The sequence below is a fragment of the Noviherbaspirillum sp. genome, assembly GCF_035944575.1.
In the GTDB taxonomy this organism is placed as follows: Bacteria; Pseudomonadota; Gammaproteobacteria; order Burkholderiales; family Burkholderiaceae_D; genus Noviherbaspirillum.
The window spans coordinates 25,072-50,083 of sequence record NZ_DASZBA010000173.1 but is presented as its reverse complement, the minus strand read 5'-3'; the positions used below and the strand labels follow the sequence as shown (position 1 = coordinate 50,083).

25 protein-coding genes are annotated in these 25,012 nt (G+C 59.2%); 16 read left to right on the top strand and 9 right to left on the bottom strand.

All coding sequences use genetic code 11. The features are described from left to right. Positions 1-54 precede the first annotated feature (54 nt). On the top strand, positions 55-936 hold the full coding sequence (locus VGU61_RS12590; protein WP_326859477.1) for a peptidase: 882 nt from the start codon (positions 55-57) through the stop codon (positions 934-936). A 176-nt stretch (positions 937-1,112) separates the two neighbouring features. On the opposite strand, the gene purM is transcribed toward VGU61_RS12590, so the two are convergent. Then, positions 1,113-2,156, bottom strand: coding sequence for a phosphoribosylformylglycinamidine cyclo-ligase (gene purM, locus VGU61_RS12585; RefSeq protein ID WP_326859476.1), 1,044 nt, complete (start codon positions 2,154-2,156; stop codon positions 1,113-1,115). 202 nt (positions 2,157-2,358) lie between these two features. Here purM and hda point away from each other — a divergent pair, with 202 nt between their 5' ends. From hda to panB, 7 genes are read left to right on the top strand one after another with little or no spacing between them, the layout of a single operon-like run. Beyond that, entirely contained in the window at positions 2,359-3,051 is a 693-nt protein-coding gene (gene hda, locus VGU61_RS12580; RefSeq protein WP_326859475.1) for a DnaA regulatory inactivator Hda, read from the top strand. Next, entirely contained in the window at positions 3,048-3,719 is a 672-nt protein-coding gene (locus VGU61_RS12575; RefSeq protein ID WP_326859474.1) for an HAD family hydrolase, read from the top strand. Before hda ends, VGU61_RS12575 begins: the two co-directional genes overlap by 4 nt. Continuing rightward, positions 3,712-5,073 carry a polynucleotide adenylyltransferase PcnB gene (gene pcnB, locus VGU61_RS12570; protein ID WP_326859473.1) on the top strand — a complete coding sequence of 454 codons (1,362 nt, stop codon included), beginning with the start codon at positions 3,712-3,714 and terminating at the stop codon, positions 5,071-5,073. Before VGU61_RS12575 ends, pcnB begins: the two co-directional genes overlap by 8 nt. Continuing rightward, complete coding sequence (folK, locus tag VGU61_RS12565) at positions 5,070-5,555, top strand: 2-amino-4-hydroxy-6-hydroxymethyldihydropteridine diphosphokinase (RefSeq protein ID WP_326859472.1); 486 nt, start codon at positions 5,070-5,072, stop codon at positions 5,553-5,555. The genes pcnB and folK overlap by 4 nt, the downstream gene beginning before the upstream one ends. Positions 5,556-5,577: 22 nt before the next feature. Further along, entirely contained in the window at positions 5,578-5,925 is a 348-nt protein-coding gene (locus VGU61_RS12560; protein WP_326859471.1) for a DMT family protein, read from the top strand. Beyond that, complete coding sequence (locus tag VGU61_RS12555) at positions 5,922-6,563, top strand: deoxynucleoside kinase (RefSeq protein WP_326859470.1); 642 nt, start codon at positions 5,922-5,924, stop codon at positions 6,561-6,563. The genes VGU61_RS12560 and VGU61_RS12555 overlap by 4 nt, the downstream gene beginning before the upstream one ends. A 2-nt stretch (positions 6,564-6,565) precedes the next feature. Continuing rightward, entirely contained in the window at positions 6,566-7,396 is an 831-nt protein-coding gene (gene panB / locus VGU61_RS12550) for a 3-methyl-2-oxobutanoate hydroxymethyltransferase (protein WP_326859469.1), read from the top strand. 94 nt (positions 7,397-7,490) lie between these two features. Here panB and can read toward each other — a convergent pair whose 3' ends face one another. From can to VGU61_RS12515, 7 genes are all read right to left on the bottom strand, one after another. Continuing rightward, positions 7,491-8,159: a carbonate dehydratase gene (gene can, locus VGU61_RS12545; protein ID WP_326859468.1), complete on the bottom strand. Its 669-nt coding sequence runs from the start codon at positions 8,157-8,159 to the stop codon at positions 7,491-7,493. A 228-nt stretch (positions 8,160-8,387) separates the two neighbouring features. Then, on the bottom strand, positions 8,388-9,524 hold the full coding sequence (gene dnaJ, locus VGU61_RS12540; RefSeq protein WP_326859467.1) for a molecular chaperone DnaJ: 1,137 nt from the start codon (positions 9,522-9,524) through the stop codon (positions 8,388-8,390). A gap of 102 nt (positions 9,525-9,626) precedes the next feature. Continuing rightward, positions 9,627-11,576, bottom strand: coding sequence for a molecular chaperone DnaK (dnaK, locus tag VGU61_RS12535; protein ID WP_326859466.1), 1,950 nt, complete (start codon positions 11,574-11,576; stop codon positions 9,627-9,629). A gap of 94 nt (positions 11,577-11,670) precedes the next feature. Continuing rightward, entirely contained in the window at positions 11,671-12,219 is a 549-nt protein-coding gene (gene grpE / locus VGU61_RS12530) for a nucleotide exchange factor GrpE (protein ID WP_414691631.1), read from the bottom strand. Between the two features lie 390 nt (positions 12,220-12,609). Then, positions 12,610-13,716, bottom strand: a complete 1,107-nt coding sequence (hemH, locus tag VGU61_RS12525; protein ID WP_326859465.1) for a ferrochelatase — start codon at positions 13,714-13,716, stop codon at positions 12,610-12,612. Between the two features lie 45 nt (positions 13,717-13,761). Then, complete coding sequence (gene recN, locus VGU61_RS12520) at positions 13,762-15,408, bottom strand: DNA repair protein RecN (protein WP_326859464.1); 1,647 nt, start codon at positions 15,406-15,408, stop codon at positions 13,762-13,764. A gap of 72 nt (positions 15,409-15,480) precedes the next feature. After that, the gene (locus VGU61_RS12515) at positions 15,481-16,395 is read right to left on the bottom strand and encodes an NAD kinase (protein ID WP_326859463.1); all 915 of its coding nucleotides are present in this window, start codon (positions 16,393-16,395) and stop codon (positions 15,481-15,483) included. Between the two features lie 67 nt (positions 16,396-16,462). Here VGU61_RS12515 and VGU61_RS12510 point away from each other — a divergent pair, with 67 nt between their 5' ends. Next, positions 16,463-17,194 (top strand): HAD family hydrolase, encoded by a 732-nt coding sequence (locus tag VGU61_RS12510; protein ID WP_326859462.1) that lies wholly within the window; start codon positions 16,463-16,465, stop codon positions 17,192-17,194. Between the two features lie 4 nt (positions 17,195-17,198). Further along, positions 17,199-18,218 carry a heat-inducible transcriptional repressor HrcA gene (gene hrcA / locus VGU61_RS12505; RefSeq protein ID WP_326859461.1) on the top strand — a complete coding sequence of 340 codons (1,020 nt, stop codon included), beginning with the start codon at positions 17,199-17,201 and terminating at the stop codon, positions 18,216-18,218. A gap of 42 nt (positions 18,219-18,260) precedes the next feature. Here the strand turns inward: hrcA and fur are convergent, their stop codons facing one another. Further along, positions 18,261-18,692 carry a ferric iron uptake transcriptional regulator gene (gene fur / locus VGU61_RS12500; protein WP_326859460.1) on the bottom strand — a complete coding sequence of 144 codons (432 nt, stop codon included), beginning with the start codon at positions 18,690-18,692 and terminating at the stop codon, positions 18,261-18,263. Between the two features lie 76 nt (positions 18,693-18,768). Between fur and VGU61_RS12495 the strand changes: the two genes are divergently transcribed. The 6 genes from VGU61_RS12495 (at position 18,769) to leuS (ending at position 25,005) form a co-directional block, all read left to right on the top strand. Further along, positions 18,769-19,359: an outer membrane protein assembly factor BamE gene (locus VGU61_RS12495; RefSeq protein ID WP_326859459.1), complete on the top strand. Its 591-nt coding sequence runs from the start codon at positions 18,769-18,771 to the stop codon at positions 19,357-19,359. 4 nt (positions 19,360-19,363) lie between these two features. Next, positions 19,364-20,170: a 4-hydroxy-tetrahydrodipicolinate reductase gene (gene dapB / locus VGU61_RS12490; protein ID WP_326859458.1), complete on the top strand. Its 807-nt coding sequence runs from the start codon at positions 19,364-19,366 to the stop codon at positions 20,168-20,170. A gap of 29 nt (positions 20,171-20,199) precedes the next feature. Further along, positions 20,200-20,931 carry a TonB family protein gene (locus tag VGU61_RS12485; RefSeq protein ID WP_326859457.1) on the top strand — a complete coding sequence of 244 codons (732 nt, stop codon included), beginning with the start codon at positions 20,200-20,202 and terminating at the stop codon, positions 20,929-20,931. 20 nt (positions 20,932-20,951) lie between these two features. Further along, positions 20,952-21,632: a MotA/TolQ/ExbB proton channel family protein gene (locus VGU61_RS12480; protein ID WP_326859456.1), complete on the top strand. Its 681-nt coding sequence runs from the start codon at positions 20,952-20,954 to the stop codon at positions 21,630-21,632. Positions 21,633-21,712: 80 nt separating this feature from the next. After that, positions 21,713-22,153: a biopolymer transporter ExbD gene (locus VGU61_RS12475; RefSeq protein WP_326859455.1), complete on the top strand. Its 441-nt coding sequence runs from the start codon at positions 21,713-21,715 to the stop codon at positions 22,151-22,153. 203 nt (positions 22,154-22,356) lie between these two features. Beyond that, the gene (gene leuS / locus VGU61_RS12470; RefSeq protein ID WP_326859454.1) at positions 22,357-25,005 is read left to right on the top strand and encodes a leucine--tRNA ligase; all 2,649 of its coding nucleotides are present in this window, start codon (positions 22,357-22,359) and stop codon (positions 25,003-25,005) included. The last annotated feature ends 7 nt before the right edge of the window (positions 25,006-25,012 follow it).

The following is a 25,012-nucleotide window of genomic DNA, read 5'->3' as shown; positions in this document are numbered from 1 at the left end:
AGCGCAAACCGCTTCCTGTAAAATCCGGGTTTTGCGCCTTCCTATTTTGCGATCATGACTTATTGCGTCGCCATGCACCTCGATGCAGGCCTGGTTTTTCTTTCCGACTCGCGCACGAATGCAGGAGTTGATCACGTCGGCACCTTTCGCAAGATGACCGTGTTCGAAAATCCGGGCGACCGGATGATGGTATTGATGACCGCCGGCAACCTGTCGATTTCGCAATCGGTGCGCCAACTCATCACGGAAGAGAATGGTGCCGGCGGCAAAAGCATCTGGACCGCGGAATCGATGTATGAAGCGGCACAGATCATCGGCGAAGCAGTGCGTACGGTACACAAGCGCGACGCACATACGCTTGAGAAGTTCGGCATCGACTTCAATGTGAATATCATTTTCGGCGGACAGATCAAGGGCGAGCGCTGCCGTCTCTTCCAGATCTATGCGCCTGGCAATTTCATCGAAGCCCATAGCGAAACCAGCTATTTCCAGATCGGTGAAGCCAAGTACGGCAAGCCGATCATCGACCGCGTTGTCAACCCATCCACATCCCTGAACGAGGCGGCGAAATGCGCGCTGATCTCGATGGATTCGACGCTGCGGTCGAACATCTCGGTAGGGCTGCCGCTCGACCTGCTGATCTATGAAACCGACAGCCTGGCTGTCACCCGCTTCGTCACCATCGACGAGAAGAACAAGTATTTCCAGATGATCCGCAATACCTGGGGACAGCAACTCAAGGCGGTATTTGAAGGAATTGCCGATCCGGTCTGGGATGCGGCGCCGGATTCGGATTCGGATGTGAATACGCTGTCGGCCGCGAACTCGCGCAGCCAGCCGATCCGGGTATTGCCGCCCATCGGCGCCGAAACGCCGGTGGCAGCCGCCGCGCCGCAAACACTAGCGCAACAGCCGGGCGGGAATCGGCAGCATTAGTATTCCCGCAATACAGGGCACAACCGAATCGGCCTTCTCCCCTCAGAGCCGCGGGAAAATCAACTCATAGCGTGAACATGTTAAGCGGTAGTGCTATCGGTATTTCCTGAAGCGGACAATAAAAAAACCGCTGCAAGGGTCGCTCCCTGCAGCGGTTTTCGTTTTCAGCAAGCGGCTTAAACCACGATGGTTTGTGCCTCGTTCCCTTGGCGTTCGCGAATTTCGCCGATCCGGCTGACGTTCTCGCCCGCCGCTTTCAATTGCGCCATGGCGGCATCGGCATTTTCTTTTGCCACGATCACCACCATGCCGATACCGCAATTGAACACCCGGTGCATTTCCGCATCCGCCACCCCACCATGCTGTTGCAGCCATGTGAAAAGCGGCGGCATGGTCCACGCGTCGCGATGCAGGACCGCGGTCAGATTGCTCTGCAACACGCGCGGCACGTTCTCGACCAATCCACCGCCGGTGATGTGCGCCATGCCCTTGACTTCCATTGCGTCGATCAGCGCCAGCAACGGCTTGACGTAGATATGTGTCGGCTCCATCAAGACATCAGCGAGCCGGCGGCCATGGAAATCGGCATTCAGGTCAGGCTGGGCAACCGAAATGATCTTGCGCACCAGCGAATAACCATTCGAATGCGCGCCAGAGGATGCGAGACCGAGAACCACGTCACCCGGCACGATCTTGCTGCCGTCGATGATCTTCGATTTTTCCACCGCACCGACCGCGAAACCGGCAAGGTCATACTCCCCGTCCGGATACATGCTCGGCATTTCCGCCGTCTCGCCGCCGATCAATGCGCAGCCTGCCAGTTCGCAGCCCTTCGCGATACCTTTGATCACATCGGTGGCCGACGGCACGTCGAGCTTGCCGCAGGCGAAGTAATCGAGGAAAAACAGCGGTTCGGCACCCTGCACCAGGATGTCGTTGACGCTCATGCCGACCAAGTCGATGCCGACGGTGTCGTGCTTGTTGAGATGGAAAGCCAGCTTGAGCTTGGTTCCCACGCCGTCCGTGCCGGAAACCAGTACCGGCTCCTTGTATTTCTTGCTAATTTCAAACAAAGCGCCGAAACCGCCGATCCCGCCGAGCACGCCTTCGCGCATCGTGCGTTTGGCAAAAGGCTTGATCGCCTCGACCAGTGCGTCTCCGGCATCGATATCGACGCCGGCATCTCGATAAGAGAGGGAAACCTTTGAAGAAGAACTCATGATGTGGTTACTAGGCGGTAAAATAGGCGGCTGACGCCAAAACGAACCGCTATTCTAACAAACCGATCCGTCCGCCCCGCGAATACATGTCATTTTCTTTCAGTTCAGAACAAAAACAGGCCGTTTCCAGGACCGAGCCCGGGCCGGTAGCAATGCGGTGTTTTCAGGCGAAATCCACTCATAACGGCGTTCCTCATCAATCATGAGGCAAATGGTGCTGGACCTGGGTGCGGAGAAACCGCAGACCCTTGATAGTTTCGTGGCGGGTCAAAACCGCGAGTTGCTGCAACTGCTGCGTCAATTCGCCGACCATGCCTCGGCCATGCCCCATGAGCGCTTCGTCTACATCTGGGGCGAATCCGGCGCCGGCAAATCGCATTTGCTTCATGCGCTCGTTGCCGCCACCCGGGCGCGCTACATTTCGCCCGATGCCGACGGCAGCCCGGAAACTTGGCAATATTCTCAGGAAACACCGGTCTATCTGATTGACGACTGCGAGCGTCTATCACCGGCTGCGCAAATCGAGGCATTCGCGCTGTTCAACCAGGTGCGCGAAAACGGCGGCTTGCTGGTCGCGGCGGGCGCCGCGCCGCCGGCGGCATTGGCATTGCGGGAAGACCTGCGTACCCGCCTGGGCTGGGGACTGATTTATCAGCTTCACGGCCTGACCGACGAGGAAAAGATCGCCGCGCTCACGCATGCCGCGCAAACGCGCGGGATAGCGGTGTCGGCGGGCGTGTTACCCTATCTGATCACCCATTTCCGCCGGGACATGCGCTCGCTTTCCGCCATGCTGGATGCGCTGGACCGCTATTCGCTGGAAACCCAACGACCGATTACCTTGCCGCTCCTGCGCAGCCTGCTGCAGCGCGAGGGCGAGCCGAAGACAGAATGAATATCGCTTTATTTGATCTCGACCATACCCTGCTGCCGCTTGATTCGGACTACGAGTGGGGACAATTCCTGGTGCGCATCGGCGCCGTCAACTCCGTCACTTTCGCCGAACGCAATGCGGTTTTCTATGCGCAGTACGAAGCCGGCACGCTCGATCCGGTGGAATATCTCGAATTCGCGCTCGGCACGCTGGCAAGCTTCCCCCGCGCACAACTCGATGCGTGGCACCGGCAGTACATGCAAGAAGTAATTCAGCCCGCCATCTGTCCCGCTGCGCTGGACCTGTTGAAGCGCCATCGCGATGCCGGCGACCTGATCGCCATCATCACCGCCACCAACCGCTTTGTCACCGCGCCGATCGCGAAGGCACTGGGCGTGGACAATCTGATCGCAGCCGAGCCGGAACTGACCCCCGACGGGCAGATTACCGGCAAACTGCGCGGCGTACCCACTTCCGGTCCGGGTAAAATCGTTCACGCGCAGCAATGGCTGGCGGCAATGGACAAAAGCCTGCAGAGCTTCGATCGCAGCTTTTTCTACAGCGATTCCCAGAACGACATTCCCTTGCTGTCCGTGGTCACCGACCCTGTTGCGACCAACCCCAACGCACTGCTGAAAGCGCATGCCGAAGCGCATGGCTGGCCCATCCTGAATCTATTCGATGATTAAAAAGTTCATCCGGCGCATATTGGGCGTCAAATCAAAAGCGGATAGCCCCAACAAGCCAGTTCAACTCGGGCCGAAGGAACACGGCATCGATCCGCAGCTTCTTTCGCCAAATGCGGTGCGCGTGACGCAAACGTTGCAGGAAGCCGGATTCAAGGCCTTCGTGGTGGGCGGAGCGGTGCGCGACCTGCTGCTGGGCGTCAAACCCAAGGATTTCGACGTAGCGACCAATGCCACGCCGGAACAGGTCAAGCGCCTGTTCCGCCGCGCCTTCATCATCGGCCGGCGCTTCCAGATCGTGCATGTGATGTTCGGGCAGGAGATCATTGAAGTCACCACTTTCCGCGGCGCCTCGTCCGAGGGCGCATTGAAAGACGAACATGGTCGCGTTCTGCGCGACAACACCTTCGGCGAGCAGCATGAAGACGCCATCCGGCGCGACTTCACCATCAATGCCATGTACTACGATCCGGCGAGCCAGACGGTGCTGGACTATCACAACGGCATTCCCGACATCCGCAACAGGACGCTCAGGATCATCGGCGTGCCGGAAGCGCGCTATCGGGAAGACCCCGTGCGCCTGCTTCGCGTGGTGCGATTCGCGGCCAAACTGAATTTCAACATCGATCCGGCCACCCGGGAGCCGATCCAGGTTATGGCGCCGCTGATCAACAATGTGCCGGCCGCGCGAGTGTTCGATGAGATGCTTAAGCTTCTGATGAGCGGCCATGCGCTGGCATGCCTGCAGCAACTGCGCAAGGAAGGATTGCACCACGGCCTGCTGCCGCTGCTCGACGTCGTGCTGGAGCAGCCGCTGGGTGAAAAATTCGTCCGGCTGGCGCTTGCCGGAACAGATCAGCGGGTACAGGAAGGCAAACCGGTATCACCCGGATTCCTGTTCGCCGCGCTGCTCTGGCACCAGGTGCTGGAGAAATGGCATGCCTACCAGGCGGCCGGCGAATACCCTATTCCCGCGCTGCACCTGGCGGCGGACGATGTGCTGAACACACAAACGGAAAAGCTGGCCTTGCAGCGCAAGATCGCCTCCGACATGCGGGATATCTGGGCCATGCAACCGCGCTTCGAGCGCCGCGTCGGCAAATCGCCGTACAAGATGCTCGAGCATCTGCGCCTGCGTGCCGGTTACGACTTCCTGCTGCTGCGTTGCGCGTCGGGCGAAATCAGCGAGGAAATCGGGCAGTGGTGGACAGAATTCATTGATGCCGACGGACCGGGCCGCGAGGCGCTGCTGGCACGCAAACCCAAAATCGATGGCGAAGCGCAGCCGGCAAAGAAGCGCCGCCGCCGCAGCCGCAGCAAACACAAGGATGCCGCCGCCGGCGGAGATGTCGCATGAACAAGGGCCGGGTCGACGCATACATCGGCATCGGCTCCAATCTTGGCGATGCGGCCGACCATGTTCAACGCGCGATCCTGCGGCTCGGCAAACTCGACGACACCAGGCTGACTGCACAATCCAATCTGTTCCGCACAGCGCCGGTGGACGCGGGCGGTGACGACTATGTCAATGCAGTCGCCAAACTGGAAACGGCATTGCCTGCCGACCGGCTGCTGAGCGCCCTGCAGGCTATCGAGCAGGATTTCGGACGCGAACGCCCTTTTCCCAATGCGCCCCGTACGCTGGATCTCGACGTGCTGCTGTATGCGCAGCAGCGAATCGATACGCCGTCGCTGACGGTGCCGCATCCTCGTCTCACGCAACGTGCGTTCGCCCTGATTCCGCTGCTGCAGATCGATCCCATGATCGCCATCCCCGGCAAGGGCCCTGCCCATCAGTTCGTCCCCGATGTCGCCGGCCAGGCGATACAGAAAATCTGACGCGCCGATCTACTAATCATTTATGCAGATTCCCGTTTTCGTCCAGACTGCCGGCTTGCTGATCCTGTCGAATGTTTTCATGACCATCGCCTGGTATGGGCATTTGAAGAATCTCTCTTCCAAGCCATGGTGGATAGCGGCGCTGATCAGCTGGTCGATCGCCTTGTTCGAGTATCTGCTCCAGGTGCCTGCCAACCGCATCGGCTATACCCAATTCAGCCTGGCGCAGTTGAAGATCATGCAGGAAGTGATCACACTCGGGGTATTCGTGCCGTTTGCCATGCTGTACATGAACCAGCCATTCAAACTCGATTACGTCTGGGCTGCTCTCTGCCTCGTCGGCGCGGTTTACTTCATCTTCCGAACATGAGCATCGATAAATACAAGTACATCGTGGTGGAAGGGCCGATCGGTGTCGGCAAGACCACCCTGGTCCGCAAGCTTGCGGACAGCCTGCATGCACAAACACTGCTTGAACAGCCGCAGGAGAATCCCTTCCTGGAAAACTTCTATCGCGATGCGGCGCGCTACGCGCTGCCGACGCAGATGTTCTTCCTGTTCCAGCGCATGAACCAGTTGCGTGATCTGGCGCAGACCGATCTGTTCGATAACCGTGTAGTCTCCGATTTCCTGTTGGACAAGGATCCGATCTTTGCCCGTCTGACGCTGGGTGACGACGAACTGAATTTATATCAGCAGCTGTACAACCATTTGCGGCCGCAGGCAGCCGCACCGGACCTTGTCATTTACCTGCAGGCGCAGCCTCAGACCCTGGCGGAACGGGTACGGAAGCGCGGCGTACCGATGGAAGCAGGCATCTCCGAGATGTATCTGCACCGGCTCTGTGAAAGTTATAGCCGATTCTTCTATCATTACGACGCTTCGCCGGTATTGATCATCAATACCGAACACCTGAATCCGGTAGGGCGGGACGAAGACTTCGCCCTGCTGCTCGACCGGATCGACAACATGCGCGGTAGACGCGAATTTTTTAACCGTGGGGAATAGACATGGCGGGATATCTGCAAGAGAGCGACACCACCGTACGCAGCAAGGCGGTCACTGCGCCGGGCTTGCTGGCGATGCGTCAAGCCGGCGAAAAGATCACCATGCTGACCTGCTATGACGCGAGCTTTGCCGCCCTGATGGACAGTTGCGGCGTGGACGTGTTGCTGGTCGGTGACTCTCTCGGGATGGTTTGCCAGGGGCATACATCCACGCTGCCGGTGACGGTGGCGGAAGTCGCCTATCACACCGCGAGCGTGGCGCGCGGCAATAAAACGGCTCTTCTGGTTGCCGACATGCCGTTCGGCAGTTATGCGACGCCGGAGGCGGCATTTGGCAACGCAGTGGAATTGATGCGGGCCGGCGCGCAGATGGTCAAGCTGGAAGGTGGCGCCTGGCTGGCCGATACCATACGCTTCCTGACCGATCGCGCCGTGCCGGTGTGCGCGCATCTCGGCCTGACACCGCAGTCGGTGCATCAATTCGGCGGCTACAAGGTACAAGGCAAAACATCGGAAGCCGCTGAACAGTTGAAGCAGGATGCATTGACGCTGCAGGCTGCCGGTGCGTCATTACTGGTGCTGGAGGCCATCCCGTCGGCGCTTGGAAAGGAAACCACCGAGTTGCTCGCAATTCCTACCATCGGCATTGGCGCCGGCCCGGAGTGCTCCGGCCAGGTGCTGGTGATGCATGACATGCTTGGCGTCTTCCCCGGCCGCAAGGCACGTTTCGTCAAAAACTTCATGGAAGGCCAGACCAGCATCGCCGGGGCGGTGCAAGCCTACATTGCCGCGGTCAAGGGCAAATCCTTTCCCGGCCCGGAACACTGTTTCTGATGGATTGACTGCGTCCAAAGGGCCGGTGCGCTCCGCGCCAATGGTCTTCACGGTAACCGGCACTGCGCAGTTGCTGCAGCGCCGGGACCGCCCTTCAGTCGTACTTCGCCAGGCTTTTCTTCAGGTGCTCGTTCAGGCTCTCGGCGCAATTCACTACCACACCAAGATCCCGCAACAAGCCGTCGTGCACGCCATAAATCCAGCCATGCACGGTGATGGATTGGCCTCGCTCCCAGGCATCCTGCACAATGGTTGTCTGGCAGAGGTTGCTGACCTGCTCGATCACATTCAGCTCGCAGAGCCGATTCAGCTTATCGCGATCATCCTTCAGTGCATTGCCGAGGTAGCGTTCGTGCTTCTGGCTGACATCCTGCACATGGCGCAGCCAGTTGTCCGCCAGGCCGATCCGGCGGCCTGTCAGCGCCGCATGTACGCCCGAGCAGCCATAGTGGCCGCAGACGATGATGTGCTTGACGCCCAGCACATCGATGGCGAACTGCAATACCGACAAGGCATTCAGGTCCGTATGAACGATGACGTTAGCGATATTGCGATGAACGAACACATCGCCCGGCAACAGGCCGAGCAATTCATTCGCCGGCACTCGGCTGTCCGAGCAGCCTATCCATAGGTATTCCGGTGCCTGCTGCTGCGCGAGTTTTTTGAAGAAATCGGGATTCTTGGCCACGATGGCCGCTGCCCATTCGCGGTTGTTCTGGAACAGATGCTCGAGCATGGATTCGTCTTTGCTATTTTCGGTCATGGGGATTCACCGCTAGAGATGTTTGCGCCGGATGGCGCTTGCCGACCGCCATTTTATAGAAAACACAAGGCGAACAATATCCGGACAGGTTTTGGAAGCACAAAATATCAACGAGACCTTGCCTTGCCCCCCCATGCTGCCACCGCAATCAAAGGGTACAGACATGAAAAAGCCGCCGGTTCAGGGAAGCGGCGGCTTCAGAAAAATATTGCTCAGGATGAAAAAAATTTACTCAAAAAACTCTTTCACCTTGTCTTTCCATGACTTGCTTTGCGGACTATGTTTCGAGCCGCCATCCGTGGTCAGGCGCTCGAATTCCTGCAGCAGTTCTTTCTGGCGTTCCGTCAGCTTGACCGGCGTCTCGACTACCACGTGGCAGAACAGGTCGCCGGCATAACCGGACCGTACGCCCTTGATGCCCTTGCCGCGCAAGCGGAAGGTTTTTCCGGACTGCGTGCCCTCTGGGATGGTGAATGATGCCTTGCCGTTAAGCGTCGGCACTTCGATTTCGCCGCCCAACGCCGCTTTGGCGAACGATACCGGTATTTCGCAGTGGAGATCGTCGCCATCGCGCTGGAATACCGGATGCTGCTTGATGCGGATTTCGACGTACAGATCTCCCGGCGGACCACCGTTCATGCCGGGTTCGCCGTTGCCGGACGACCGTATCCGCATGCCATCATCGATACCGGCGGGAATCTTGACTTCCAGGGTCTTGTTGCGCTTGATGCGGCCAGCGCCGCTGCAGGTCGTGCAGGGAGTGGGAATAATTTTGCCGGTGCCGTGACATTTCGGGCAGGTTTGCTGGATGCTGAAGAAGCCCTGCTGCATCCGGACCTGGCCGTGGCCGCCGCAGGTGCCGCAGGTGGTCGGCGAGGTGCCCGGCTTGGCGCCGGAACCATGGCAGGTTTCGCATTCATCCCAGGATGGCACGCGTATCGTGGTATCGAAACCATGGGCGGCCTGTTCCAGCGTGACTTCGAGGTTGTAGCGCAAATCCGCGCCGCGGTAGACCTGCGGCCCGGAACTGCGGCTCCGCCCGCCGCCATTGCCGAAAATGTCGCCAAAAATATCGCCGAAGGCGTCGGAGAAACCACCTCCACCGAAGCCGCCGCCGGCACCGAATCCCCCCATGTTGGGGTCGACCCCGGCATGCCCGTAGCGGTCGTATGCATCACGCTTCTGCGCATCCGAGAGCATCTCATAGGCTTCTTTCGCCTCCTTGAACTTCTCTTCCGCGCCCTTGCTGTCCGGATTGCGGTCCGGATGGTATTTCATCGCGAGCTTGCGATACGCCTTCTTGATGTCTTCCTCGGAAGCGTTTTTCGCTACACCCAGTATTTCGTAATAATCGCGCTTTGCCATGTCGTAGGCACCTTAACCTTAAGCAAAAACGCCGAGCCGAGGATCCATGACGATCACTACGGCCCGGCGAGGCGTCACGGAATGCACCGTGACCCGATACCTTTATTTGTCTTTGACTTCCTTGAAGTCGGCATCGACAACATCCTCTTCCTGCTTCGACTCGGAAGCACCCGCTCCGCCGGCCGCGCCTGTCGCGCCCGCCGCACCGGCAGCGCCCGCTTGCTGAGCCTGCATGTCGGCATACATCTTCTCGCCGAGCTTTTGTGCCGCGGTGGACAATGCCGCGACTTTGGTGTCGATGGCATCCTTGTCGTTGCCCTTGAGGGCTTCCTCAAGCTCCTTGATGGCTGCTTCGATCTTTTCCTTCTCGCCGCCTTCCAGCTTGTCGCCGTATTCGGTCAGGGACTTCTTGGTCGAGTGCACCAGCGCATCGCCCTGGTTGCGCGCGTCGGCCAGTTCCTTCAGTTTCCGGTCCTCGTCCGCATACAGCTCTGCGTCCTTCACCATCTTCTGGATTTCTTCCTCGCTCAAGCCGGAATTGGCCTTGATGGTGATCTTGTTTTCCTTGCCGGTTGCCTTGTCCTTCGCGCCCACGTGCAGAATGCCGTTGGCATCGATGTCGAAGGTCACTTCAATCTGCGGCGTACCGCGTGGCGAAGGCGGGATGCCTTCAAGGTTGAATTCACCCAGCAGCTTGTTGCCGGTCGCGATCTCGCGCTCGCCCTGGTAAACCTTGATCGTCACCGCCGGCTGGTTGTCGTCGGCGGTCGAGAATACCTGGCTGAACTTGGTCGGGATCGTGGTGTTCTTCTGGATCATCTTGGTCATCACGCCACCCAAGGTTTCGATGCCCAGGGACAGCGGTGTCACGTCCAGCAGCAGCAGGTCCTTGCGGTCGCCCGACAGAACCGAACCCTGGATTGCCGCACCGACGGCAACGGCTTCGTCCGGATTCACGTCCTTGCGCGGATCCTTGCCAAAGAACTCCTTCACCTTTTCCTGCACCTTCGGCATACGGGTCATGCCGCCGACCAGGATAACGTCCTGGATGTCGGAAACCTTCACACCGGCGTCCTTGATCGCGGTACGGCATGGCTCGATGGTACGTGCGATCAGCTCCTCGACCAGCGACTCCAGCTTGGCACGGGTAACCTTCATGGTGAGGTGGACCGGCGCGCCGTTGGCCATCGCGATATACGGCTCGTTGATCTCTGTTTGCTGCGACGACGACAGTTCGATCTTCGCGCGCTCGGCCGATGCCTTGATGCGCTGCAGTGCGATCGCGTCCTTCGACAGGTCGAGACCGTTGATCTTCTTGAACTCGTCAATGATGTAATCGATGATGCGCTGGTCAAAATCTTCACCGCCGAGGAAGGTGTCACCGTTGGTGGACAGCACTTCGAACTGCATTTCGCCGTCGACGTCCGCGATCTCGATGATCGAGATGTCGAAGGTACCGCCGCCGAGGTCATACACGGCGATCTTGCGGTCGCCCTTGCCGCTCTTGTCGAGGCCGAATGCCAACGCAGCCGCGGTCGGCTCGTTGATGATGCGCTTGACATCCAGGCCCGCGATGCGGCCGGCGTCCTTGGTCGCCTGGCGCTGTGCGTCATTGAAGTATGCCGGTACGGTGATCACGGCTTCGGTGACTTCTTCGCCGAGATAATCTTCGGCGGTCTTTTTCATCTTGCGCAAAATTTCGGCGGATACCTGTTGCGCCGCGAGCTTCTTGTCGCGGACCTGCACCCAGGCGTCGCCGTTGTCGGCCTTGACGATCTGGTAGGGCATCAGGCTGATGTCCTTCTGGACTTCCTTTTCCGCAAATTTGCGGCCGATCAGGCGCTTGACCGCATAGAGAGTGTTCTTGGGATTGGTAACGGCCTGGCGCTTCGCGGGTGCGCCAACGAGAATTTCACCGTCTTCCTGATATGCGACGACGGAAGGCGTGGTGCGGGAGCCTTCGGAGTTCTCGATGACCTTCGGCTGGCCGCCTTCCATGATCGCCACGCAGGAATTGGTTGTACCCAAATCGATGCCTATGATCTTGCCCATAATTTGTTCCTTTAATGAAAAACTATCGTTCTGTTAATTGAATGTGTGGAGCACGGTTTGTTTTTTCAAGCTTGTCCGGTCCAGCAAATCTTTTTTATTGCGCGACGGTGACCAAGGCGGGCCGCAGCAGGCGGTCGGCGATCATGTAGCCCTTCTGCAAAACACTGACGATGGTGTTGGCTTCCTGCTCGGCAGGGACCATCGAAATCGCCTGGTGCTTCATCGGGTCGAGTTTTTCGCCCGGCTGGGGGTTGATTTCCATGAGGCGGTTACGCTCGAAGGCCGAAGTCAGCTGCTTCAGCGTCATTTCCACGCCTTCTTTCAGCGAGTCCACCGACGGCGTATCCAGTTTCAGCGCCATTTCGAGGCTGTCCTTTACCGGCACCAGCATTTCGGCGAAATTTTCAATCGCGAACTTGTGTGCTTTTGCGATATCGTCCTGCGCCCGGCGACGGATGTTCTCCGCATCAGCCTTGGCGCGCAGGAACGCATCCTGCATTTCGGTGGCTTTTGCCTCGGCCGTGATAAGCCTTTGTTCCAGCCCGGAATCGACAGCTGTGGCTGTCTGGCCATCGGGTAGTGGACCCGAATTTCCTGCTGTTCCGTTGGGGATGTCATGCATCCGGTCCGCTTGGTCGTGCATTTTCTCTTGGTCTTGCATCACAAAATATCTCCAACAATCAATGACTTAGCTACAACACACCTGCTAAATGGGGCTATGCCATATTTTTTCAAGGGGAATTCCGCAGGATTTTGGTGATTCCAGGCACCGAGCCTGCAGCAACATTGAGTATTAGCAACAACACGACGGTTTTTCAGGCGCACAGTTATTTACTGTTACAGCCCTTACTGCCTGTGCACATCGTTCGCCGGCGGAAGTTATTAATATGGCCTTATCTGAATAGCGACATGAAACTTCCCGCCGCCATGAAATTGCCACTGATCTCCGTTTCCGTCATCGCTTACAGCATTCTTTCCGCCGCATGGATTTGCCACCATGGCCTGGTCTATTTATTTACGCTGAGCTGACCGCCTAACTGACGGCCCCCATTCGCTGGGCCAGATCGCGCGACAGCGCCGCCGCCTTGTTTTCCTGATCGCGTGTGGCAGGCGTCATCATCGACAGCCACCCGCCCATATGAGACTCGGCGATATCGGCCAATGCCCTTATCCAATCGGGCGATTCGTTCAGACAGGGAATGTAGTGAAACTCCTTCCCGCCCGCCGTCAGGAAATCCTGCCTTGCTTCCATGGATATTTCTTCCAGCGTTTCCAGGCAATCGCTGGTAAATCCCGGGCACATGACATCGACGCGCTTGACGCCTTCGCGGGCAAGTTGCTGCAGCGTCGGCGCGGTGTAGGGCTGCAGCCATTCGGCCTTGCCGAAACGTGACTGAAACGTCACCATGTAGCGCTCCGTACCCAGCCCGAGCTGGGCCGCCAGCAGGCGCGCGGTTTTATGGCATTCGCAGTGATACGGATCGCCGAGCTGCAGCGTGCGTTTCGGCACGCCATGAAAACTCATTACCAGCTTGTCCGGCTCGCCATGCATGTCCCAATAGGCCTGCACCGACTTCGCCAGCGCATGGATATAGGCTTCCTGGTCATGGTAGTGCTTGACGAAGCGCAGTTCCGGCAGGTTGCGCACTTTGGCCAGGTGAGCGGATACCGCATCGTTGATGGAGGCGGTCGTGGTGCCCGAATATTGCGGATAGGCTGGCACGACCAGGATGCGGTCGCAACCTTCGGCCTTGAGGCGATCGATGGTATCGGCAATCGACGGGCTGCCATAGCGCATCGCATAGGCCACGCGTACATCGTGTCCGCGCTCGCCGAGATAGCCGCGCAGGAGCAGGGCCTGCTTTTCGGTATGCACCTTGAGCGGCGAGCCTTCCTTGGACCAGATTGACGCATACTTCTCCGCCGACTTGGACGAACGGAACGGGAGAATGATGCCATTGAGGATGAACCACCAGGCAGCTTTCGGGATTTCCACCACACGCGGATCAGACAGGAATTGCCTGAGGTAGCGGCGGACCGCCGGCGTGGTCGGCGCATCCGGCGTGCCGAGGTTGACGAACAGCACCCCTGGCCGCGAAATCGCGCCATGGGCATAGGACGGTTCTTTATTGAAACCCATTGATCGATACCTTTTTACCTGATCGGATCGGGCCGGCCTGAAAACCTACGAGGCCAGCAATTCCCTGGCATGTTTGCGGGTGGTGGCCGTAATTTCAAGTCCCCCGAGCATCCGGGCAACTTCCTCGATACGGGCTTTGGCGTCCAGTGCTTCGATCTGCGATACGGTTTTTCCGTCCGCGCTGGACTTGCTGACCTGGTAATGCTGGTTCGCCTGGCTGGCGACTTGCGGCAAGTGCGTCACGCACAATACCTGGCGGTCCCGGCCGAGCCGTTTCAGCAGGCGCCCCACCACCTCGGCGACGCCGCCGCCGATGCCGCTGTCGACCTCGTCGAAAATCAGCGTCGGTATCGAGGTAGCGCTCGATGTGATGACGGAAATCGCCAGCGAAATGCGCGCCAGTTCGCCGCCCGACGCGACCTTCGCCAGCGGTCTCGGCCCGGTTCCGGCATGTGCGGCGACCATGAATTCCACCTGCTCCAAGCCATAAACAGCCGGCTCGCACCGATGCAGCGCGATCTCAAACCGTCCGCCCGCCATGCTGAGCTCCTGCATTGCGGCGGTGACCGATGCGCCCAGCGACGCCGCTGCCCTGGCCCTTCCCTTCGACAGGGTTTCGGCGGCGTCGAGGTAGGCCGCTTTCAGCTTTTCTTCCTGCGCACGCATCGCATCCAGATCGCTTGCATCGGCCAGCTGGCGGAGCTGCGCAGACAACGTCTCCAGTTCCGCCGGCAGGTCTTCCGGCGCGACACGGAACTTGCGTGCCGTCGAATGGATGGCGTCCAGCCGCGTTTCCACTTCCCGCAGCCGGTCCGGATCGAGCTCCACCCGGCCGAGATAATCATTCAAGGAATAGACAGCTTCCTGCAGCTGGATGGCTGCCGGCTCCAGCGCTTCCAGCACCGGTTTCAGCGCCGCATCGACATCCGCGAGCTTGCTCAGCTTCTGGGTCAGCGCCGAAAGCTGGGACAGCATCGGATTGTCCGATTCGGATATGACGGCGAGCGCCTCCTGCGCTCCCTCGATCAGGCTTGCCGCATTCGATAACCGGCTATGCTCGTTGCCGATATCGGTCCACTCGCCCGGCTTGACTGCCAGCTTCTCGAGTTCATTGACCTGCCATTCCAGCCGCTCGCGCTCCAGCAAGACATTCCTGGCATTGATTTCAAAGTCTTCGCGCTGCTTTGCCAGCGCGCGCCAGGTCCTGTAGGCGGCGGCGACCGCTTTCGCCTCGTTTTCCAGTCCGGCCTGGCTGTCCAGCAGTACCCGCTGCGCATCGGTTTTCAGCAGCGACTGGTGCGCATGCTGGCCATGAATGTCCACCAGCATCTCGCCCAACTCGCGCAATTGGGCGGCGGTGGCGGCACTTCCGTTGATGTAGGCCTTGGACCGGCCGGCATTATCGATGACACGGCGCAGCAGCACCCCGCCCTCTTCATTGGTGAATTCATGGCTTTCGAGCCAATCCTGCGCTTCCCTGCTGGGGCCGAACTCGGCGCTGATTTCGGCGCGGGAGGCGCCCTCGCGAACGACGCTGGCGTCGCCGCGGCCGCCGAGCGCGAGCGCAAGTGCGTCGATCAGGATGGACTTGCCCGCGCCGGTTTCGCCGGTAAATACGGTAAAGCCTGGCGCGAACTCAAGTTCGATGGCGTCTACGATAACGAAATCACGAATGGATAATGTGCGAAGCATGTTCGATAAGTATGCGGGTCTGTGCGGGTCGGGCCGGAAATCGACGAATGGCAGGCAGGAGTGATGGGCCGGCTATTTTAACCGCCCCTCCGCCGATGGATACTCATGCCAGTGCAGTTTCTCGCGCAAGGTGTCGTAATAACTCCAGCCCTGGGGATGCAGAAAGGTAATGGTGTGCGCGGAGCGCCTGATGACGATGCGATCATGATGCTGCAGGCTTGTCAGCGACTGCATGTCGAAGTTGGCGGTGATATCCCGCCCGCCCATGATTTCAACCTCGATGGCGCTGCTATCCGGTACGACGATCGGACGGTTGGATAATGCATGGGGCGCGATCGGCACCAGTACGATGCCCGACAGGCTCGGATGCAGCAATGGCCCGCCTGCGGACAATGCATACGCCGTGGAACCGGTCGGCGTGGCAACGATGAGGCCATCGGAGCGCTGGTTGTACATGAAGCGCCCATCGACTTCCACTTTCAGCTCCGCCATGCCGGAACCGGCACCCCGTGACACCACGACATCGTTGAACGCAAGGGCCTTGAAAATCTGAACGCCGTCCCGCATGACCGTTCCTTCAAGGAGGCTTCGGTTTTCCGACTCCAGTTTTCCGGACAGCATTTCTTCCAGGACCGAAATCATGCTCTCCTGCGATATATCGGTCATGAAACCGAGCCGGCCTTGGTTGATGCCGATGAGCGGCACGTCATAACATGCCAGCTGACGCGCGATTCCCAGCATGGTCCCATCGCCGCCGACGACGATCGCGACATCGGCATGCTGGCCGATTTCGACAGGCGTCATGGCGACAATGCCCTGCAGCCCGACGTTGCGCGCGGTCTCCGTCTCAAAAACAACGGAGTGGCCGCTTTGAGTCAGAAACTGTGCAATATCGGAAAGCGCTTCGGCAATCCCGACCGCCATGTATTTGCCGACGATGGCGACGGTGCGAAATGCGGTATAAGGAGTAGGCTGTGGCAGGGGCATGCTGCAGATTAGACCATAATTTGCTTGCCTGTTGCAGTCTCAACATTTGTACTGATTAATTATTCCCATGCACATCAAAGCAGTTCTATTCGATCTTGACGATACTCTCTGGCCCATCATGCCCGTCATCCGGCGTGCCGAGGACGTGTTGTTCGCCTGGTTGCAAACCCATGCGCCCGCGGTTGCCAGCCAGTTTACCGTCGAAGGATTGCGGGAAAGGCGGCGTCTTCTCCTGGAACAGAATCCGCACTATCGGCTGAACCTGGCGAAACTGCGGCATGCGGGATTGACCGAAGCCTTTCTTGCCGCCGGCGAAGACTGCGCCAAGATTGATCTGGCGATGGCGGTTTTTTCCAAGGCGCGCAACGAGGTCACGCCGTTCGACGACGTGATACCAGCCCTTGAAAAATTGAAGCGGCGTTTCTACCTGGGCTCCGTGTCGAACGGCGTGGCGGATCTGGAGATGATCGGTCTGGCAAAATACTTTCAGGCATCCATCGCTGCCCACAGTTTCGGCGCGGCGAAACCCGATGCGGCAATTTTTCACGCCGCCTGCGACGCACTCGGAATCGCGCCGGCAGAAGCCGTTTATGTCGGGGACGATCCACATCTGGATGTTGAAGGAGCGCAACGTGCCGGCCTGCGTGCAGTATGGATGAATCGCGCGGGCCTCGAATCCGCATTCAAACTTCCGGAGCACATCTCTCCCGATGCAACTTTTACAACAATGCATGAACTGCATCAATGGCTGGACGCTGCCGATACTATTGGCATGCAAGTCGGCAGCTCGCTAGAATAACGCCATGCAACTCGATAACCGTGCCCAAACCCTTCTTAAAGCCCTGGTCGAACGGTATATCGCCGACGGCCAGCCGGTTGGCTCGCGCGCCCTGTCGAAAATTTCGGGCCTCGAACTTTCGCCCGCGACGATTCGCAACATCATGGCGGACCTGGAAGAGATGGGATTCGTTGCCAGCCCCCATACTTCGGCAGGAAGGGTGCCGACGCCCCGTGGCTACCGGCTGTTCGTCGACACGCTGCTGACAGTGAAGCCGATCGACGCATCCAGCCTGGAATCGAAACTTCAGCTGCAGTTGCAGAAACATTCATCGCAAAAAATCATTTCCAATGCGGCGCAGATACTGTCGTCGCTGTCGCAGTTTGCCGGTGTCGTGATGACGCCACGCCATGAATCGATCTTTCAGCAGATCGAATTTTTGCGCCTGTCCGAGAAGCGCATTCTGCTGGTCATCGTGGCGCCCAACGGCGATGTGCAGAACCGCTTGTTGCTGACGGAGGTTGATTATTCACCATCGCAACTGGTGCAGGCAGCGAACTATATCAACCAGCACTATGGCGGACTGAGCTTTGACGAAGTGCGCACCCGCCTGCAGAATGAGCTGCGCCAATTGCGCGACGACATGACGGCGCTGATGCAGGCGGCGGTCGAGGCAGGCAGCGATGCGATGGCCAACACAGAGGATGTCGTCATTTCCGGAGAGCGCAATCTTCTGAGCGTCAGCGACCTGTCGGCCAACATGACGTCACTGCGCAAGCTGTTTGAAATGTTTGAACAGAAAACCGGGCTGATGCAATTGCTCGACGTATCAAGCAAGGCGACCGGCGTACAGATTTTCATCGGCGGCGAATCGCAACTGGTGCCCATGGACGACATGAGCGTGGTCACCGCGCCTTATGAAGTGAACGGCAAGATCGTGGGCACGCTCGGGGTCATCGGGCCGACGCGGATGGCGTACGAGCGTGTGATACCGATCGTCGATATCACCGCAAAACTGTTGTCGAATGCGCTAAGCCATTCCTGACGGGTAAGCCGAAGAACTGGAAAACGGGTTCGCCTTGTTGCGTCAGCGCGCGCGATGCGGACAGTCCGCTTTATTGCAATGGCCGTACAATGCCAATGCATGTTCGGCGATATTGAAGCCGCGCTCGATCGCGATCTTTTGCTGGCGCGCTTCGATTTCCTCATCATAAAACTCTTCCACTCGTCCGCAATCGAGGCAGACCAGATGATCGTGGTGAGAGCCGGCATTGAGTTCGAAGACGGCCTTGCCGGTTTCGAAATGATTGCGATGCAGAAGGCCGGCCTGCTCGAATTGCGTCAGTACGCGATAGACGGTTGCAAGACCGACATCCATGTTCTCACTCAACAAAATCTTGTAGACATCTTCGGCGCTCAAATGCCGCACCGGACTGTTCTGAAAGATGTCGAGAATTTTGAGCCGTGGCAGCGTTGCTTTCAGGCCGCTGGCTTTCAGCTCGGAGGGATTGTCGGGCATGGTGTTAGGTTGAATGAGGTTATCTGCTTTATCATATAGCGTTTTAGCATACTTCCTCAACCGTTTAAAACTCACTATGCGAATGTCGCTTTTCTCCGGTGGACAACCATCGGCGCTTGCCACGCTGTGTCTGGCTCTTGCCTGCCTGTCCGGTTGCGCATCGATAAATCCCCTGATCGATGAGCCGGCCGCGGCGCCGGTTGCAAGCACCGCCCGCCAGCAGAATGATGCAACACCGCCGGCAACTACTGCGGCGCCGGCGGCTGCCGCCCCCGCTGCAAGCGCCTCCAGCACCGGCGTGCAGGCTACGGGCCCGACGGGCGTAAGGCGCTTTCTGGGTATCTTCGCCCCTTACCGGGTCGATGTTCAGCAAGGCAATTTCGTCTCGCAGGAAATGGTGAACCAGCTCAAGGAAGGCATGACGCGTGAGCAAGTGATCTTCGTGCTGGGCACGCCGCTTTTGACCGATGTTTTCCATGCTAATCGCTGGGACTACGTTTTCCGGCTCCAGAAACGAAGCGGCGCAGTCATTTCCAGCCGCGTCACCGTGTTTTTCGACAATAACCGGCTGTCCCGGGTTGATGGCGGCGCACTGCCGACCGAGCAGGAATACCTGACCTTCATCGCCGATGGCGCGCCCGGCGTATCTGCTCCGTCGGGAAAGTAAGCCTATGACCACCATGAAAATCGCGATTGCCGGCGCATCCGGCCGCATGGGCCGCATGCTGATCGAAACCGTACAGAGCGCCGACGACGCGGTGCTCGCCGGTGCGCTGGATGTGCCCGGTTCACCTGCGATCGGCACCGACGCCGCCGCATTCCTTGGCAAACCGGTAGGGATAGCCATTGAATCAGCGCTGGAAAAGGGTTTGGCGGGAGCCGATTTCCTGATCGACTTCACCCGGCCCGAAGGCACGCTGAAGCATCTCGAATACTGCGCGGCACATGGCATCAAGATGATCATCGGCACCACCGGTTTCGACGATGCGGGAAAGAAAGCGATTGCTGCGGCTGCCGAGCATACCGCGGTCGTTTTCGCGCCCAACATGAGCGTGGGCGTGAATGTGACGATGAAACTGCTGGAAATGGCCGCAAAGAGTTTTTCGCACGGCTATGACATCGAAATCATCGAGGCACACCATCGGCACAAGGTCGATGCGCCATCGGGCACGGCACTCAAGATGGGCGAGGTGATCGCCGGCGCGCTTGGGCGCGACCTGAAGGATGTCGCCGTTTACGCACGTGAAGGCGTCACCGGCGAACGTGATCCGTCATCGATCGGTTTTGCGACCATACGCGGCGGCGATATCGTCGGCGACCATACCGTGCTGTTCGCCGGCATCGGCGAACGCATCGAGATCACGCATAAATCTGCCAGCCGGGTCACATATGCGCACGGCAGTTTGCGCGCGGCGCGCTTCCTGGCCGACAAGAAAACCGGCTTGTACGATATGCAGGATGTACTCGGACTGGCCTGATTTCACGGATCAAGCCCGACCCGGCACACATGAAATCTCCGGCATCCATCGTCGCGACCCTGATATTGCACGCGGCGCTGGTAGCCGCTGCAGTCGTCGGTCTGTCGACGCGGACCGAAAAGCCGAAAGACCCGCCGGTCATGGCGGTACAACTGGTGCCGGAACCCATCGTGGAAGCGCCGGCAGCAGCTGTACCGCCGGCCGCCCCGCCCCAGCCTGCAGCACCACCCCAGCCGCCGGCACCGGCACCACCCCCGCCGCCGGAGAAGAAGCAGCCGGAACCGAAACGTACACCCAAGCCTGCCGTTGCACCGCGCAAACCCGCAAAAGCGAAGACGGAACGGATAGACACACGGGCGCCAGATTCGGCACCCGTACCGGACAGCGCGCCATCCGCACCAGCACCATCGACGCCCGCGCCGCCTGCGGCCGCTCCCGCTCCAGCGCCCCCTGCCCCGCCCGCGCCGCCGGCAAGAACAGATGTATCGATCCCGGCCAGCTATGCGGCGAGCAACCGCAAACCCGCCTATCCTGCATTGTCACGTCGTTACGGGGATGAGGGTACGGTTGTGCTTCGTGTACTGGTGAAGGCCGACGGCACCGCCGGCGAGGTGCAGGTCAAGTCGAGCAGCGGCTTCCCGCTCCTGGACGAATCGGCAAAAACCACGGTGCAGACCTGGCGATTCAATCCAGCGACGAGCGACGGCAAGCCGGTCGACGAGTGGTTTCTCGTTCCTATTCCGTTTAAACTTCAAAACTAATTTTCACTCCGCTCCACAATATGAACCAAACTCTCGGATTCGCGCACTATTGGGCACAGGGCGACGCGGTTACCCATTCGGTGGCCTACGCATTGCTGCTGATGTCGGTGGTCAGCTGGTACTACATCTTCTCGAAGGCGTGGAGTTCCTGGCGCATCCGGAAGAGCGCCGGCACGCTGGATGGATTCTGGAAGGCCCCTACCCTGGCCGACGCGATCTCGATGCTGAAACATAGCGATAGTGAAAACGTCTACACGCCGCTGGCGTCGCAAGGCGCCGAAGCCGCCAACCTTACCGCGCAGGCCGGATCGCTGAACGCCTCCATCGATCCCAACGAACTGATCACCCGCACCTTGCGGCGCGAAATCAACCGCGTATCATCTCGACTCGAGAACGGCCTCACTCTGCTGGCGTCGGTCGGCTCGACAGCGCCTTTCATCGGCCTGTTCGGCACGGTCTGGGGCATTTACCATGCACTGGTTGCGGTGTCGAGTTCGGGAACGATACAGATCGACAAGGTGGCGGGACCGGTTGGCGAGGCGCTCATCATGACGGCGGCCGGCCTGGTCGTGGCGATTCCTGCCGTGCTCGCCTATAACGCATTTACCCGCGTCAACCGGGTGACGCTGGCGGAGCTGGACGCCTTCGCGCACGACCTGCATGCCTATCTGACCACAGGTGCACGGGTCGGCAAGCAGTAGCTCATTCACAACGGCAAGACATCGGGCGGCGCGTTCGCCGGCGCGAATTGCCGAAACATTCATACCCTGAAAGCGAAGCCATGGCCTTTGGCGGATTCAACGACAACAAGCATCAGACGCCGATGGCGGATATCAACGTCACGCCGATGGTCGACGTGATGCTGGTGCTGCTGGTGATTTTCATCATCACCGCGCCGCTGTTCACCCATGCGATCAAGCTTGATCTGCCCGACGCGCAATCCGCGCCGGCCCCGGAAAAGCCGGAAACCATCTCCCTGTCGATCGATGCCAACGGTACGGTGTTCTGGAACAACGATCCGATCCAGCAGCAGGATCTCGCCGCCCGTCTCGCACTGGCGGCCCAACAAAAACCGCAGCCGGAAGTGCAACTGCGCGCCGACAAGTCCACCCGTTATGAGGTCATCGCTCAGGTGATGTCGGCCGCCCAGACCAACGGCCTGACGAAAATGGGATTTGTGACCGATGCAAATCCGGCACAAAACCAGCCCAGGAAACAATAACTCCGGGATCAGCACGGGCGATTGCGGCGAGATAGATGCCTGTGCCGAACTCGAAAACCTCTGAAAATCCGGCCGTCGACTGAAAACGCACGGATTGGCTGCTTGACTACGGGGCTAGCCGTGATTGCAAGACCCCTGTCGAATCAGCCGGTTCGAACCAGTATAATCACCCGCTTACCTCCACTTTCCCTGCTTCATCCAACATGCAAGAAAAATACAGCCCCGCCGACGTCGAAAAAACGGCGCAAGACCACTGGCGCGCGATCGACGCCTATAAAGCCGTCGAACATGCGAAGGACAAGAACGGCCAGGACAAGAAGAAGTTCTACGCCTGCTCGATGCTGCCCTATCCTTCCGGCAAGCTGCATATGGGGCACGTGCGCAATTACACAATCAATGACGTGATGTACCGCTATCTGCGGATGAACGGCTACAACGTGCTGATGCCGATGGGCTGGGACGCCTTTGGGATGCCGGCGGAAAACGCGGCGATGGCCAATAATGTGCCGCCCGCGCAGTGGACCTACTCGAACATCGACTACATGAAGCAGCAGATGCAGTCGATGGGGCTGGCGATCGACTGGTCGCGCGAGATGACCGCCTGCAAGCCGGACTATTACAAGTGGAACCAGTGGATGTTCCTCAAGATGCTGGAAAAAGGCATCATTTACAAGAAAACCGGCACGGTGAACTGGGATCCGGTCGATCAGACCGTGCTCGCCAACGAGCAGGTCATCGACGGCCGCGGATGGCGGTCGGGTGCGCTGATTGAAAAGCGCGAAATCCCGATGTACTACGCCAAGATCACGGCCTACGCCGAAGAATTGCTCGACCATGTCGACAACAAACTGCCCGGCTGGCCGGAGCGGGTACGGGTGATGCAGGCGAACTGGATCGGCAAATCGACGGGGGTACGTTTTGCCTTCCCGCACGACATCAAGGATGCCGGGGGCGAGACCATCAACGAAGGCAAGCTCTGGGTATTCACGACACGCGCCGACACCATCATGGGCGTCACCTTCTGCGCGGTCGCTCCCGAACATGCGCTCGCAACCCATGCGGCCCAATCGAACCCGGCGCTGGCCGACTTCATCGCCGAATGCAAGAAAGGCAGCGTGATCGAAGCCGACATGGCGACGATGGAAAAGAAAGGCATGCCCACCGGCCTGTTCGTCACCCATCCGCTGACCGGCGCGAAAGTCGAAGTCTGGGTCGGCAACTACGTACTGATCACCTATGGCGACGGCGCGGTGATGGGCGTGCCGGCGCACGATGAGCGCGATTTCGCGTTTGCAAAGAAATACGATCTTCCGATCAAGCAGGTGGTTGCCGTGGACGGCAAGACCTATTCCACCGACGCCTGGCAGGAATGGTATGCCGACAAGGAGAATGGCCGCTGCATCGATTCCGGCAAATACAACGGACTCGATTACCAATCCGCCGTCAATGCGATCGCGGACGATCTCGCCGCACAAGGAATCGGCGAAAAGAAGGTGACCTACCGCCTGCGCGACTGGGGCATTTCCCGCCAGCGTTACTGGGGCACACCGATTCCGATCATCCATTGCGCGACCTGCGGCGATGTGCCGGTGCCGGAAAAGGACTTGCCGGTGGTACTGCCGGAAGATTGCGTGCCGGACGGCAGCGGCAATCCGCTCAACAAGCATGAGCAATTCCTGCATGTCGATTGCCCCAAGTGCGGCAAGCCGGCGCGGCGCGAAACCGACACCATGGATACCTTCGTCGACTCATCGTGGTACTACATGCGTTACTGCTCGCCGGGCAGCAACGAGGCGATGGTCGACTCGCGGAACGATTACTGGATGCCGATGGACCAGTACATCGGCGGCATTGAACACGCGGTGCTGCACCTGCTCTACGCGCGCTTCTGGACCAAGGTGATGCGCGACTTCGGCCTGGTGAAGTTCGACGAACCGTTCGTGAACCTGCTCACCCAGGGGATGGTGCTCAACGAAACCTATTTCCGTGAAGACGAATCGGGCAAGAAAACCTGGCTGAATCCGGCGGATGTGGAACTGACGTTCGACGACAAGGGCCGGCCGGTCTCGGCCATTCTCAAGTCCGACGGCAAGCCGGTCGAGATCGGCGGCACGGAAAAGATGTCGAAGTCGAAGAACAACGGCATCGATCCGCAGGCGCAGATCGACCAGTACGGCGCCGACACCGCACGGCTGTTCACAATGTTCGCCTCGCCGCCGGAACAGACGCTGGAATGGTCGGGCTCGGGTGTGGAGGGCGCGAACCGTTTCCTGCGCCGGGTATGGGCATTCGCACATGCGCAAGGCACCGGCATCGGCGACCACCTGAACGCAAAGCCAAGCGACCTTTCGGAAGCGCATGCGAACTTGCGTCGTGAAATCCACAAAATTCTGCAGCAGGCCGATCATGACTTCAAGCGCATCCAGTACAACACCGTGGTGTCCGCCTGCATGAAAATGCTCAACACGCTGGAAGCAGCCAAGCTCGACGACTCCGCCGCATCGAAAGCCGTGATCGCCGAAGGCTTCGCGATCTTCCTGCGCGTGCTCAATCCGGTTGCGCCGCATATCACCCATGTGCTCTGGCAGGAACTCGGCTTCGCCAAGCTCCACGGCGATATCCTTGATGCCCCCTGGCCGCAGGTCGACGCATCCGCGCTGGAGCAGGCGGAAATCGAACTGATGGTGCAGGTGAACGGCAAGCTGCGCGGCAGCGTGAAGGTGCCGAAAGACGCCGACAAGGCCGCCATCGAAGCCGCCGCGCTGTCGAACGAGAATGTGAAGAAGTTCGTCGAAGGGACGCCGAAGAAAGTCATCGTCGTGCCGGGCAAGCTGATCAACATCGTGGCGTGATGCCTGA

Excerpts from the sequence above, each read along its gene's own strand:
- VGU61_RS12590 (WP_326859477.1), top strand. The coding sequence starts at position 55 with ATGACTTATTGCGTCGCCATGCACCTCGATGCAGGCCTGGTTTTTCTT.
- VGU61_RS12495 (WP_326859459.1), top strand. The coding sequence starts at position 18,769 with ATGCGAATGTCGCTTTTCTCCGGTGGACAACCATCGGCGCTTGCCACG.
- VGU61_RS12575 (WP_326859474.1), top strand. The coding sequence starts at position 3,048 with ATGAATATCGCTTTATTTGATCTCGACCATACCCTGCTGCCGCTTGAT.
- VGU61_RS12555 (WP_326859470.1), top strand. The coding sequence starts at position 5,922 with ATGAGCATCGATAAATACAAGTACATCGTGGTGGAAGGGCCGATCGGT.
- pcnB (WP_326859473.1), top strand. The coding sequence starts at position 3,712 with ATGATTAAAAAGTTCATCCGGCGCATATTGGGCGTCAAATCAAAAGCG.
- VGU61_RS12560 (WP_326859471.1), top strand. The coding sequence starts at position 5,578 with ATGCAGATTCCCGTTTTCGTCCAGACTGCCGGCTTGCTGATCCTGTCG.
- purM (WP_326859476.1), bottom strand. The coding sequence starts at position 2,156 with ATGAGTTCTTCTTCAAAGGTTTCCCTCTCTTATCGAGATGCCGGCGTC.
- dnaJ (WP_326859467.1), bottom strand. The coding sequence starts at position 9,524 with ATGGCAAAGCGCGATTATTACGAAATACTGGGTGTAGCGAAAAACGCT.
- hrcA (WP_326859461.1), top strand. The coding sequence starts at position 17,199 with ATGCAACTCGATAACCGTGCCCAAACCCTTCTTAAAGCCCTGGTCGAA.
- folK (WP_326859472.1), top strand. The coding sequence starts at position 5,070 with ATGAACAAGGGCCGGGTCGACGCATACATCGGCATCGGCTCCAATCTT.
- can (WP_326859468.1), bottom strand. The coding sequence starts at position 8,159 with ATGACCGAAAATAGCAAAGACGAATCCATGCTCGAGCATCTGTTCCAG.
- recN (WP_326859464.1), bottom strand. The coding sequence starts at position 15,408 with ATGCTTCGCACATTATCCATTCGTGATTTCGTTATCGTAGACGCCATC.
- VGU61_RS12515 (WP_326859463.1), bottom strand. The coding sequence starts at position 16,395 with ATGCCCCTGCCACAGCCTACTCCTTATACCGCATTTCGCACCGTCGCC.
- dapB (WP_326859458.1), top strand. The coding sequence starts at position 19,364 with ATGACCACCATGAAAATCGCGATTGCCGGCGCATCCGGCCGCATGGGC.
- VGU61_RS12510 (WP_326859462.1), top strand. The coding sequence starts at position 16,463 with ATGCACATCAAAGCAGTTCTATTCGATCTTGACGATACTCTCTGGCCC.
- hemH (WP_326859465.1), bottom strand. The coding sequence starts at position 13,716 with ATGGGTTTCAATAAAGAACCGTCCTATGCCCATGGCGCGATTTCGCGG.
- fur (WP_326859460.1), bottom strand. The coding sequence starts at position 18,692 with ATGCCCGACAATCCCTCCGAGCTGAAAGCCAGCGGCCTGAAAGCAACG.
- grpE (WP_414691631.1), bottom strand. The coding sequence starts at position 12,219 with ATGCACGACCAAGCGGACCGGATGCATGACATCCCCAACGGAACAGCA.
- leuS (WP_326859454.1), top strand. The coding sequence starts at position 22,357 with ATGCAAGAAAAATACAGCCCCGCCGACGTCGAAAAAACGGCGCAAGAC.
- VGU61_RS12485 (WP_326859457.1), top strand. The coding sequence starts at position 20,200 with ATGAAATCTCCGGCATCCATCGTCGCGACCCTGATATTGCACGCGGCG.
- VGU61_RS12475 (WP_326859455.1), top strand. The coding sequence starts at position 21,713 with ATGGCCTTTGGCGGATTCAACGACAACAAGCATCAGACGCCGATGGCG.
- dnaK (WP_326859466.1), bottom strand. The coding sequence starts at position 11,576 with ATGGGCAAGATCATAGGCATCGATTTGGGTACAACCAATTCCTGCGTG.
- panB (WP_326859469.1), top strand. The coding sequence starts at position 6,566 with ATGGCGGGATATCTGCAAGAGAGCGACACCACCGTACGCAGCAAGGCG.
- VGU61_RS12480 (WP_326859456.1), top strand. The coding sequence starts at position 20,952 with ATGAACCAAACTCTCGGATTCGCGCACTATTGGGCACAGGGCGACGCG.
- hda (WP_326859475.1), top strand. The coding sequence starts at position 2,359 with ATGAGGCAAATGGTGCTGGACCTGGGTGCGGAGAAACCGCAGACCCTT.